Source organism: Flavivirga eckloniae (genome assembly GCF_002886045.1).
In the GTDB taxonomy this organism is placed as follows: Bacteria; Bacteroidota; Bacteroidia; order Flavobacteriales; family Flavobacteriaceae; genus Flavivirga; species Flavivirga eckloniae.
Genome location: NZ_CP025791.1, coordinates 2,001,840 through 2,015,229, shown reverse-complemented (window position 1 = coordinate 2,015,229; position 13,390 = coordinate 2,001,840). Strand labels below are relative to the sequence as shown.

Below are 13,390 nucleotides of genomic sequence, written 5' to 3'. Positions count from 1 at the left end.
GTCTTGAGAGGTACTTCCAGATGGTTAAACAGCCTAGTTCTGTTTTAAAAATGCCATTGTTATAAGACTACCCAAAAAGTAAATTTAAATCGAAGAGGCTGTCTAAAAAAGTGTCATTCAGAACATAGTGAAGAATCTCTTAAAAATTAAATATCTGTTTATTAGGATATTGAGATTTTTCGACTTTAGTTTATGCTGAGCGCAGACGAAGTGCTCAAAATGACAATTCAAGAACTTTTTAGACAGCCTCTTTTTTATTTCCAAAATATAAGCTGGGGGCATTGGACGAGTTTTAAAAACGGTTAAGATTTTCCGATTGTAAAGATGCTGTTTTAAATAAAAAAGTAAGAGTGATATTCTTTTAATATTTTGTAATAGAGTGTTTTATGTTGGTTTTTTATAGCGGTAATCACATGTGGCGAAGTTGGTTTAAATTTCTTATAAAATAGTTTCAAGTACGATTTTATAAGTAAATGGTACAGCATTATAAGTAGCGGCAAGAGGTCTGTTCTATTTTTGTTTACGACTTCTTAGTGTTTTATTAAGAAGTGTAATATTTCGTTTAAAACATTAAAATATGACAGCATCACCAAGCGTGTCGCCAAAAAATCATTTAGTACCCATATTAATTATAGCGGGTCTGTTTTTTATTTTAGGATTTGTTACCTGGATCAACGGGGCGCTTATTCCTTTTATGAAAACGATAAACGAATTAACAGATGCACAATCTTATTTGGTGGCTTCGGCATCATATATATCCTTTGTAGTGATGGCTTTGCCAGCTTCCTATATACTAAATAAAATAGGCTATAGAAAGGGGATGTCCCTTGGACTAATAATAATGGCTGTTGGGGCGCTTGTTTTTATTCCGGCAGCAGAGGCAAGAACTTATTGGGTATTCCTAACAGGAATTTTTATTCAGGGTATTGGTATGACCTTATTACAAACCGCAGCCAATCCATACATTACAATATTAGGTCCCATAGAAAGTGGTGCTAGGCGTATAGCTATTATGGGTATAGCCAATAAAATAGCAGGAGCATTGGGTTCTCTTATATTCGGGGCGCTGTTGTTGTCTGGTATCGACAAAGTTAAAGATCAATTAACAAATGCTTCTGCAGAAGAAAAAAGCCTTCTTTTAGACACGATGGCCGATAGTGTTTTTATGCCGTATGTTATCATGGCAGTTGTATTACTGATTTTAGGTTTGCTTATTAGAAAAGCACATCTTCCGCATGTAGAAGCGGCAGAAGCAGAAGACACAGAAGCAGGAGCCACCACAAAGACGAATATTTTTCAATTTCCGCATTTGTGGATAGGAGTGCTGGCACTTTTCGTATACGTAGGAGCTGAGGTTATAGCCGGAGATACCATAATAGCTTACGGTATTTCATTAGGCTTTCCTGCCTCAGACGCAAAATTCTTTACAACTCTAACCCTTTTAGCCATGGTTATAACCTATGCATTAGGAGTTCTATTAATACCCAAATACTTAAAACAAGGCGCAGCATTGAAAATAAGTGCAGCATTGGGAATTATTTTTAGCATATTGATCTTACTAACAACGGGCTTTACATCTGTTTTGTTCGTAGCCTGTTTAGGAATTTCGAATGCATTGGTTTGGCCGGCTATATGGCCATTGACTTTGGAAGGGTTAGGGAAATTTACAAAAACAGCATCAGCTTTATTGATTATGGCTATATCTGGAGGAGCAATAATTCCCCCTTTATATGGGAGAATAGTAGACTCAAAAAAGCTGGAGTTAATAAGTAACGGCATAGAAGAATCAAAAGCATTATCTGAAGCCTCAACAAGTAGTTATTGGATTTTGATACCCTGTTATGCATTAATTCTGTTTTTTGCCATCTGGGGATACAAATACAAAAGTTGGGGTAGAAGCTAAAGAATAATTGAATTAGAAAATCATTAATAAATACAACCCAAAAAATAAAATTGATGTTAAAGAGTCCAATTGATAAAGCCACCGGTTTCGAAAAACGTTTTGAAAACATTGAAACTGTAGTTTATGAAAATTCAGTGACCGCCTCGAAAGCAGTAGCCAAAGAAATAGCCGATCTCATAAAAGTGAAGCAATCTCAAAAACAACCTTGCATATTAGGCTTAGCGACGGGCTCATCTCCAAAAGGACTATACGCAGAGTTGGTACACTTGCATAAAGAAGAAGGTCTTAGTTTTAAGAATGTTGTAACTTTTAACTTGGACGAATATTACCCTATGGAACCAGATTCTGTTAACAGTTATGTACGTTTCATGAAAGAACTGTTGTTTGATCAAGTAGATATTCTCCCAGAAAACACCCATATTCCCGATGGTACCCTTACTAAAGCAGAAATCGCCCAATACTGTAGTCAATATGAGGCAAAAATAGAGGTATTAGGTGGTATCGATTTACAAATATTAGGTATAGGAGGTAATGGCCACATTGGTTTTAACGAATCTGGCTCACTACAAAACTCAAAAACCCGATTGGTCGCCTTAGATCATACCACAAGAGTAGCGGCTAGTAAAGATTTTTTAGGGTTAAATAATACGCCAAGAACCGCTATTACCCTAGGTGTAAAAAAAATAATGGAAGCCAAGCGCGTTATCCTTATGGCTTGGGGTGAGAGTAAGTCCAATATCATAAAAAAATCTGTGGAAGGCGCTGTAGTCTCTCAAGTGCCTGCATCATACCTACAAGAGCATAATAATGCAACCTTCATACTGGATAAAGAAGCAGCCTCCAAACTTACCCGTATAAACACGCCCTGGTTGGTAGAAAAAATAAAGTGGACGGAGAAACTAATTCACAAAGCGGTACTAGGTTTGGCGCTACACTTAAAAAAGCCCATTTTAATGCTAACCGATGCAGACTATATAGAAAACGGAATGAGCGATTTGTTAGCCGATTCTGGACCTGCATACGATATCAACATAAAAATCTTTAATAAGCTCCAACATACCATCACTGGTTGGCCGGGAGGTAAACCCAATGCAGAAGATACTCATCGCCCAGAAAGAGCAGAACCTTCAAAAAAGCGTGTGCTTATATTCAGTCCGCATCCCGACGACGATATTATTAGCATGGGAGGTACCTTTAAGCGCCTGCAAGAACAAGGACACGAAGTACATGTAGGCTACCAAACTTCTGGAAACATAGCTGTTTTAGACAGTGAAGCACTCCGTTTTGCCAGCTTTGTATGCGATTATAATGACCATTTCCAAATAGAAAGTAAAGAGGCAGTAGACATTTATAAAAAATCATTAAAGTTTCTAAAGAACAAAAAGGCCAGCGAGATAGATATCTCCGAAGTAAGGCACATTAAAGGGCTCATAAGAAAAGGAGAAGCTCGGGCTACCTGTCAATTTGTGGGTATTCCAGATAACCAGATTCATTTCATGGAACTTCCGTTCTATGAAACAGGCACCATAGAGAAAAAACCATTAGGGGCAGCGGACATTCAGGTAACCGTAGATTTAATCAAACAGATCAAGCCTCATCAAATATATGTGGCTGGCGATTTGGCAGACCCCAACGGTACTCATAAAGTGTGTCTGGATGCTGTAAAAGCGGCACTATCAGAATTAAAATCGGAAAAGTACATGCAAGACTGTTGGGTGTGGCTATACAGAGGCGCTTGGCAAGAATGGGAGATAGACGAAATAGAAATGGCTGTACCAATGAGCCCGGATCAGGTATTGGAAAAACGAAAAGGAATATTTAAGCACCAATCCCAAAAAGACGGTGTCGTATTTCAAGGATCAGATACTAGAGAATTTTGGCAAAGAGCAGAAGATAGAAATAGAGAAACAGCAGAACTGTATAACCAATTGGGATTATCCAGATATGCAGCTATGGAAGCCTTTGTTAGATTAAGATATTAAGTAAATTAAGTTTGTTTATTTAAGTTTAGTTTAAGTTTAGTTTGAGTTAGTCAAGACCATGTCACGGTGTTTTTTTCTATGCATTTAGATAAGAACATGTGGCAGGTCTTATTAACGAAAAAACTACGGTAGTTTTGGTGTTTTTTAAGTCTATAATTTTTATAATCCTTAAAATAGATGTTGCTAGTAAAGGACTAGTTATAACCTCACCATTATTATTAACGCGCATGTTTTTGATAACATGTTTTTTTTGAATACTTCAAAATACAAATACACAAGATTTGATACTTAACGAATATAAAGTTCAAGTTGCAATACAAAAATGTGAGTCGAAATGATAGCGTTTTGTGTTATAAAAAAGAGTTTAAAGATGCTTATTAAAGCAATTAATGTTGTTTTAGTTAGAAGTTTATGAAGCAATGGCTTCAGGGTGTTTTAGTATGATTTTACATGAATTTGGAACTCTCATATCATTATAGTGAAAGCTCTTAAGATAATTTTGTAGATGACCGTATGTGCAAAATGCTATGGTAAATAAACTCTTAAAGGTTTTATGTTAGAGTGATAAATCTTATTTTTTAAAGTAGTGCTGAATAACCGAATATATAGTGTAATTTAAAAACTTAAAAAGAAAAAATATTGATGAAATTAAAATTTCTAATCCCTATTTTGTTTATAGCAACCCTAGTAGGTTGTAAAGAAAAAAGAAATCTTACCTCTTTTGAAAAAGAGTCATATGATCTTTTAGAGAGAATTGTCCCTAATCATAAGGATAAATTTATTTTTCAAGAGTTTTCAGATTTAAAAAGCAACAAGGATGTTTTTGAAATAAGCAGTGTAGATGAAAAAATCCTCATTAAAGGGAACAATGCTGTTTCAATGAGTTCGGGGCTGTATTGGTATTTAAAAAATTACTGTAATGCTCAGATCTCTTTAAATTACAATCAGGTTGATCTTCCTAAAACATTACCAGCCCTTACCGAGGCTATAAAAGTAGAAACCCCTTTTGAATATCGTTATATATTTAATTATTGTACATACGGTTACTCAATGCCTTGGTGGGACTGGGAACGTTGGGAGCAAATGATAGATTATATGGCATTACAGGGTGTTAATATGCCATTGGCGATGATTGGTCAAGAAGCCGTATGGAAAGAAGTTTATAACGAATTAGGACTAACAGACAAACAGCTAGAAGATTTTTTTGTAGGTCCAGCGCATCTTCCTTGGGGATGGATGGGTAATATAGATGGGTTAGGAGGTCCGCTTCCGCAGAGTTGGATTTCACGACGATCCGAATTACAAAAAAAGATATTAAAAAGAATGCGTTCACTGGGAATGAAACCAGTGTTACAAGGTTTTACAGGACATGTACCTGAAACACTAAAAGAATTATACCCTAACTCTAAAATAACCCAAATTGAACCTTGGGCAGGAATTCCAGGAACCCATTTTCTAGATCCAACAGACGATTTATTTCAAAAAATAGGAAAACTGTTTATTGAAAAGCAAACCGAAATGTATGGTACAGATCATTTGTATGATGCAGATTGTTTTATAGAGGTTGATCCACCGTCTAACGACCCAGAATTTTTAAAAGAAGTCAGCAAATCAGTTTACCAATCTATGGCGTCAGCAGACCCTGAAGCAACTTGGGTCATTCAAGGGTGGTTTTTCTTCTTCAAAAAAGATTTTTGGCAGCCAGAACAAGGACGTGCTTTCTTGGAAGCCATACCAAAAAATAAAGCCATTGTTTTAGATTTATATGGCGAAAAGTTCCCGACTTGGGATAAAACCGAATCATTTTACGGTCAGCCATGGATTTGGAATGTAATTTGTAATGAAGACCAAAAAGTAAATATAAGCGGTGATTTGAAGGTTATGCAAGAAAACTTTCAAACCGCATTCAAAGCCGAAGGAAAAAATAACCTTAGAGGTATTGGTGTAATTCCAGAAGGTATAGGCTTTAATCCCGTTATACAAGAATTCATTTACGAGCGTGCTTGGGATACAGATATTATTGAATTAGAGAAATGGATAGGGGATTACGCATTACGCAGATATAATACAACAAGCCCTAAAGCAAAACAAACTTGGGAGAAAATGCTAAAAACAGTTTATGGCAGAACGCGTACCATGTGGTCTCCATTAATAACAACCCCGCGATTGGTGGCTATAGATAAATCTAAAGAAGACATAAGGCACGTAAGAGAAAAAATAGCAATTACAGACGAAGACCGTTTTGCCTGGGATTTTGATACATACGAATTTAGTGAAGTCGCTAAGCTCTTTTTGGAATTAGCACCAGAATTACAAGATAGTGAAACCTTTAAGTTTGATATGACCCATGTGTACAGAGAATACCTGCATATGTTTTCGCATCGATTTATACACGATATAAGTGAGGCATACCAAAATAAAGATATAAATGCTTTAAATAAAGCAGGGAATAACCTACTTAAGTTATTAGATGATTTAGAAACAGTAACAGGAACCAACGAAAACTTTTTGTTAGGAAAGTGGTTGGAAGATGCTAAATCATGGGGTAACACTCCAGAAGAGAAAACGTATTTCGAAAATAACGCACGTACCATAATAACCATATGGCAACCATGGAAAGAAGGTGGTTTACGTGACTACGCAGGAAAAACTTGGAATGGACTATTCTCAGGGTATTATAAACCACGTTGGGAGTTATTTATTAATACATTAAAAGAAAGCCTTGAGAAAAATACAGTATTCGATGCAAGAGCATATGATAGTGCAGTACGTGAAATTGATTATAATTGGACACATTCAAACGAGCTTTATCCAACTGAGCCAACAGGTAATATATTTGAAGTAGCACCCGGCATTATCAATGAATATCAATCGTATTTTAATAAAGCCCACTAACAATTATAGTTGTAAAATGAAAAAAAGTATAGGTGTTTTAGTATTGTTTGTGTCTATGCTAACATTAAATGCGCAACAAAATTTAGTTAAGACAAAAGTTAACAGAACGATTGGTAACCACAGTGAATCCTATAAATCATTTACGTTTAATGGATCTTGGTGTTGGTATACAGACCCAAGAGCTGTTTATTTTGAAGGCAAGTACAAACGCACCTATTCTGGTTGGATTGATAATTATGGGAACATAACCATAGGCTTTTATGATCATGACACAAAAGAAATTGCAACTCATATCGTGGAAGAAAATTTGGAGGTAGATGATCATGACCATCCATCATTACTATTTGATGAAGCAGGAAGACTGCTTGTTTTTTTCAATAGACATGGTTATGGTGAAGATACAATAGCTCCTCCAGGGTTTTTAATTCGTGCTGAGAATCCAGAGGATATCTTGCAATGGAAAAAAGTTCAGGAATTGTATTTAAATGATGAAAAACTTAAGCCATCACGAAATGCTTCTTTTTCTCAAGACTACAGCCATCCCATTAAGTTAAAAGCAGAACAAGGAAGACTATATCTTTTTTGGAGAGGCATTGATGGTAAACCCACTTATTCCATAAGTAATGATAACGGTGAGACTTGGAGTAAAGGTAAGTTTGTATATATGCCTGATCCTATTTATGCATTTCGCAGACCTTATACAAAAGTGTATTCCAATGGTGAAAGCAAAATACATTTTACATTTACAGATGGCCATCCAGATAAAGAGAAAAATAACAATATATATTATACCTATTATGAAAATGGGGCTTTTTATAAAGCAAATGGCCAAAAAATAAAAAACATAGAAGATTTACCTTTAAAAACAAAGGAACTAGATATCGTTTATGATGCCAAAAAAAGCGGTGCAAAAGCTTGGAACTGGGATATTGCCGAAGATGAAAAAGGGAATCCCGTAATAGCCTATGCTAAGTTTCCAACAGATACTACACATTATTATTGTTATGCAAAATGGTCTGGAAAGGATTGGATAAATAAAACACTTGTTCATGCAGGTAGTTGGTTTCCTAAAACACAAGAGGGAAGAAAAGAATGGGCGCCTCACTATTCTGGAGGCATGAATATCGATCATGAAAACACAAACGAAATCTATTTATCTGTAAAACGAAATGCTGTCTTTGAAATTGAAAAATGGACAACAAAGAACAATGGGAATTCATGGAAAGTGGAACCTATTACTAAAGGTTCTGAAAAAGACAATATCCGTCCATTTGCAGTAAGAGGCGCAAAAAAAGGAAACCCTTTACAAGTATTGTGGATGCAAAACACTAAATACATCGTTTACAGTCATGCCGCTTGGACTAATACCACATGGGATGAACGCTTTCACAGTAGTATTAAAATTGGGGTTCAATCTCCAGAAATCACCAACCCATTAGAGCCTAAACAGATTATAGATGTTATGCGCCAAACTGCCGATTGGCAGTTTGCCAACCCGTTTGACCTTAAACAAGTTATCGACTGGCATTGGGGTACATACTATGTTGGTGTTGAGGCGCTTTATGAATTAACAAAGGAAGACCGTTATAAACAAGAAATGATTAATGTAGGGGAACACGCAAACTATTCTATAGGTGGCGAGATTTTTCATGCAGATAAGGCCACGGTAATGTCTAATTGGGCATGGTTATATGAGGAGGATAAAGACCCAAAAATGATTGAACACAGCAAATGGGTTATGGATGCTCATATAGGCTTACGCACTGCTAGAAAAGCAGATGTTAGATTTGCGGGCAACCCTTATTTTACTGAATGGTGGACTTGGTGTGATGCACTCTTTGTTGCCCCGCCAGCTTTCGCTAAAATGTGGGATGTAACTGGTGAGAAAAAGTATTTGGACTATATGGACAGGATGTTCTGGATTTCAAAAGACTATCTATATTCAAAAGAAGACTCTTTGATGTTTAGAGATGATCGCTACTTCAAAAAACGATCAGAAAACGGTAAAAAAATATTTTGGGGACGTGGTAATGGCTGGGTAATAGCTGCTGTAACTAGAATTCTGGATCTTTTGCCTCAAGACTATCCAAGTAGGCCAAAATACATTGAAATGTATAATGAAATGACAGCTAAACTTCTTGAACTTCAAAATAAAGAGGACGGTATGTGGAGAGCAAGTTTACTAGATCCTGAATTTTTTGATGTAGGAGAAACAAGCGGTAGCGCATTTTACATATATGCAATGGCTTGGGGGCTCAATAATGGTATTTTAGATATGAAACACAGACCCGCAGTTGAAAAAGGTTGGATTGCATTATGTGATAAAGTAAATAAAAATGGTAGGTTGGGCAGTGTGCAATATGATGGTGTAGACCCTTATAAGTTTAAAGAAGATGATTGGCAAGTTTACGGAACAGGAGCCTTCTTAATGGCTGGAAAGGAAATTTATCAGCTAATGGGAGGTAGTAAATAAAATAATAGTAAACCTTTTGAAAATAACTTAACGGTTGTTTTAAAAAGGTGGTAGAGAGAGATAAAGATAAATATCAATAAATAAAAAGGAATTAAGTATAGTATGAAGAGAAACATAAGCGTTTTTATATTGTTTGCGACGATGTTAACATTAAGTGCTCAGCAAAACTTAGTTAAGACAAAAATTAACAAAACTACTGGTAACCATAGCGAATCATATAAATCAATGACATTTAATGGGTCTTGGTGTTGGTTTACAGATCCTAGAGCCGTTTACTTTGAAGGGAAGCACAAACGCACCTATTCTGGATGGATCGATAATTATGGTAATATTACTATAGGGAGTTACGATCATGATACCAAACAAATAACAACACATATAGTTGAAAAAAACCTGGAAGTAGACGATCATGATCATCCATCCATTTTGTTTGATGAAGCAGGGAAACTATTGGTCTTTTTTAACAGACACGGCTATGGGAATTCATCAGTAGCACCTCCGGGATATTTAATTAAATCAAAAAATGCCGAAGATATATTAGAATGGAATAAGGTCCAGGAATTATATTTAAATGATGAAAATTTAAAGCCTAAACCAAATTCGTCCTTTTCTCAAGATTATAGTCACCCCATTCGTTTAGAATCTGAAAAAGGAAGAATTTACCTGTTCTGGAGAGGTATAGATGGTAAGCCAAGTTATTCTCAAAGTGATGACAATGGCGATACATGGGCAAAAGGGCGGATACTAATGATGCCAGACCCTATTTACAGTTTCAGACGTCCATATACTAAAGTATACTCCAATGGCGATAAAAAAATACACTTTACATTCACCGATGGTCATCCCAGAAACGAAAAGGACAATAGCATATATTACACGTACTATGAAAATGGTGCGTTCTACAAGGCTAATGGAGATAAGATAAAAGACATAGCAGATTTACCTTTAAGACCAGAAGAATTGGATAAGGTATACGACGCCAAAAAAGGAGGCGCAAAAGCATGGAACTGGGATATAGCAGAAGATGAAAAAGGAAATCCAGTAATCGCCTATACCAAATTCCCAACAGATACAGCACATTACTATTGTTATGCCAAATGGACAGGGAAAAACTGGGTGAATAGAACCCTGATTAATTCTGGAGCATGGTTCCCTAAAACGGCTAAGGGTAAAAAAGAAATGGAGCCCAATTATTCAGGAGGAATAAACATTGATCATGAAAATACCAATGAGGTATACCTTTCTGTAAAACGAGATTCTGTATTTGAAATAGAAAAGTGGGTGACTAAAAATGATGGTAAATCATGGAAAGTCGACTTTATTACCAAAGGATCAGAAAAAGATAATGTACGTCCCTTTGCAGTAAGAGGTGCAAAAAAAGATAACCCTTTACAGGTGTTATGGATGCAAAACACAAGTTATCAGTTTTACAGCCATCAGTCTTGGACCAAAATTCCATGGGAAGACCGTTATCATAGTTCCATAAAAATGGGGTTACAATCCCCAACAATTACAAACCCATTAGAGCCTAATCAAATTGTTGATATTATGCGTCAAACTGCAGATTGGCAATTTGCTAATCCATACGACCTTAAAAGACTTCTTGAGTGGCATTGGGGAACTTATTTTGTTGGTGTACAAGAATTGTACGAACTCACGGGAGAAGATCGCTATAAACAAGAAATGGTGAATGTTGGGCAGCACGCTAATTGGAAACCTCTCGATAACATTTTTTATGCAGATCAATTAAAAATTATTTCTAATTGGGCGTGGTTGTATAATTTGGACAAAGACCCCAAAATGATAGAATATAGCAAATGGGCTATGGATATTCATTTATCAACAAGACGGAAATATATGGCAGATGTTCGATTTGCCAACAATCCGTACTTTGTTGAATGGTGGACTTGGTGTGATGCCTTATTTATGGCACCTCCTGCCTTTGCCCAAATGGCAAAAGTAACCGGAGAGAAGAAGTATTTGGACTATATGAATACCATGTTCTGGGTTACTGTAGATTATCTTTATTCAAAAGAAGATTCTTTAATATACAGAGACGATCGTTATTTTAAAAAGCGCTCAGAAAATGGAAAGAAAATATTTTGGAGTAGAGGTAATGGTTGGGTTATGGCAGGTATAGCAAGAATATTGGAAGCTATGCCAGAAGACTATTCAAGCAGAAGCAAGTATATAAAGTTGTACAGTGATATGGCTGCTAAGTTATTAGAACTACAAAGCGAAGATGGCATGTGGCGTGTTAGTCTTTTAGATCCCGAATATCAAGATGTTGGTGAAGTAAGCGGAAGTGCGTTTTATATATATGCCCTGGCATGGGGAATTAATAATGGATTGATAGACCAAAAGTATAAACCACAAGTATTAAAAGGTTGGAAAGCACTCTGTACTAGCGTAAACAAAAATGGACGCTTAGGAAATGTACAGCCAGAAGGTATCGATCCACGAAAATTCACCCCAGAAAATTGGCATGTATACGGTACCGGTGCTTTTTTAATGGCAGGCAGCGAGACTCATAAAATGATTACGGCCTCAAAAAACAAAAAATAAAGAGGAGATGCGTCATATCTTTTTAAAACAATTTGCATTACTATTTATTGTCGTAACAATATTAATATCATGCAAAGAAAGCACGGAAATAAAACCATTTTCAGGAAGTGTGGAAATACTTCCTTTACCTAAAGAAATAATAGAAACACCAAATCAAGTATTTCTTTCGGCCGAAAGTGAAATATATGCGCCCAATACAGAGGTGAAACCTTTACTTAAAATATTTAAAGAAGAGATTCATGATCTTACTAAGATCGATTTAAAGATTTCTAAAGAGAAAAATAGCAATACAGATATCCTTTTTGATATTGATACTAAATTGGCTAAGGAGGAATATCGTCTTACTATTAATAACGTTATAGCAGTTACCGGAGGAAGTTATCAAGCACTTGCTATGGCGCGAACAACGCTTTTACAACTAGCAACAGTGCAAGATGGCTTACTAGGATTTCCTGTGCTTGCCATAAAAGATTATCCAGATGCCAATTACAGGGGGCTTATGATAGATTTAGCCAGAGCGTGGCATCCCGTAGCTTCCGTTAAGAAGTTTATTCAGATGGCATCGTTTTATAAGTCTAACTATGTGCATTTGCATTTTACAGACTATCAATCTTATACATTACCATCAAAAGAATATTCAAAATTATCAACGCCTGAAAAAACATACAGTTTTGAAGAGTTGGAAGAATTGGAAGCCTATTCTCAAGCACGAGGGGTAACCATTATACCAGAAATTGATATACCAGGTCATTCAAGTCCGTTTGTAAAAAAATACCCTGAAATATTTGCCATTAAAGACGTTGAAAAAAATCCTTGGATCATTAACATGGGTAATGAAAAAACCTATGAAGCTATTGATGTGCTTATAAGGGAATTAACATCGGTTTTTAAAGCCTCTCCTTATTTTCATATAGGTGGCGATGAAGCTATTTTTAATGAAGTAACAAACGACCCAAAGGTACAAGCATATATGAAAGAACATGAGCTGGGTGAAGATGTGCACGAATTGTATCGCCATTTTATTGTACGTGTAAACAAAATAGTAAAGAAATATGGTAAGCAAATGTGTGTTTGGGAAGGTTTTAAAAGAGAAGGCACCATAGAAATTCCGAAAGACATTATTGTTTTTGAGTTTGAAACCAATAAGTATTTACCCAATCATCTTGTAGAAGATGGGTATACGGTAGTAAATACTTCCTGGAAACCGTTATACGTAGTAAACCAGAAGAAATGGGAACCTAAAACCATTTATAACTGGAATATGTGGCGATGGGAAAACTGGTTCTCAAAAGCTCCATCAATAGTCCCGATTCAACTTGAAAAAACGCCTTTAGTTATAGGTGCTCAAATGTGTTCCTGGGAACAGCAGGATAAGGTAGAAATCCCTAGTTTAAGAAGACGATTACCAGCCCTTAATGAGCGTATTTGGAATACATCCAAAAAAGTGTCTTACGAGGTGTTTATGAAACACCTTGATAGCACGGACGAGAAATTGTCCTTACTAATAAAAGACAGTAAACAGGACAGTTTACTACTTAACCATAACTTTAAAGAAGAGAAAAAATAAATTGC

General features: G+C 36.0%; 6 protein-coding genes. All 6 read left to right on the top strand.

The window, feature by feature from the left end; genetic code table 11:
• The first annotated feature begins 577 nt into the window (after positions 1 to 577).
• The 6 genes from C1H87_RS08280 to C1H87_RS08255 all read left to right on the top strand — a co-directional run bounded on the left by C1H87_RS08280 (position 578) and on the right by C1H87_RS08255 (position 13,385).
• A complete protein-coding gene (locus tag C1H87_RS08280; protein WP_102755358.1) occupies positions 578 to 1,903 on the top strand; it encodes a sugar MFS transporter in 1,326 nt (441 codons plus the stop codon).
• Between the two features lie 53 nt (positions 1,904 to 1,956).
• Entirely contained in the window at positions 1,957 to 3,885 is a 1,929-nt protein-coding gene (gene nagB / locus C1H87_RS08275) for a glucosamine-6-phosphate deaminase (protein ID WP_102755357.1), read from the top strand.
• Positions 3,886 to 4,527: 642 nt separating this feature from the next.
• Positions 4,528 to 6,780, top strand: a complete 2,253-nt coding sequence (locus C1H87_RS08270; protein ID WP_102755356.1) for an alpha-N-acetylglucosaminidase — start codon at positions 4,528 to 4,530, stop codon at positions 6,778 to 6,780.
• A 16-nt stretch (positions 6,781 to 6,796) separates the two neighbouring features.
• Positions 6,797 to 9,253, top strand: a complete 2,457-nt coding sequence (locus tag C1H87_RS08265) for a glycoside hydrolase family 88 protein (RefSeq protein ID WP_158655162.1) — start codon at positions 6,797 to 6,799, stop codon at positions 9,251 to 9,253.
• 141 nt (positions 9,254 to 9,394) lie between these two features.
• Positions 9,395 to 11,818, top strand: coding sequence for a glycoside hydrolase family 88 protein (locus tag C1H87_RS08260; protein ID WP_158655161.1), 2,424 nt, complete (start codon positions 9,395 to 9,397; stop codon positions 11,816 to 11,818).
• Between the two features lie 7 nt (positions 11,819 to 11,825).
• Positions 11,826 to 13,385, top strand: coding sequence for a family 20 glycosylhydrolase (locus tag C1H87_RS08255; RefSeq protein ID WP_102755353.1), 1,560 nt, complete (start codon positions 11,826 to 11,828; stop codon positions 13,383 to 13,385).
• Positions 13,386 to 13,390: the final 5 nt, after the last annotated feature.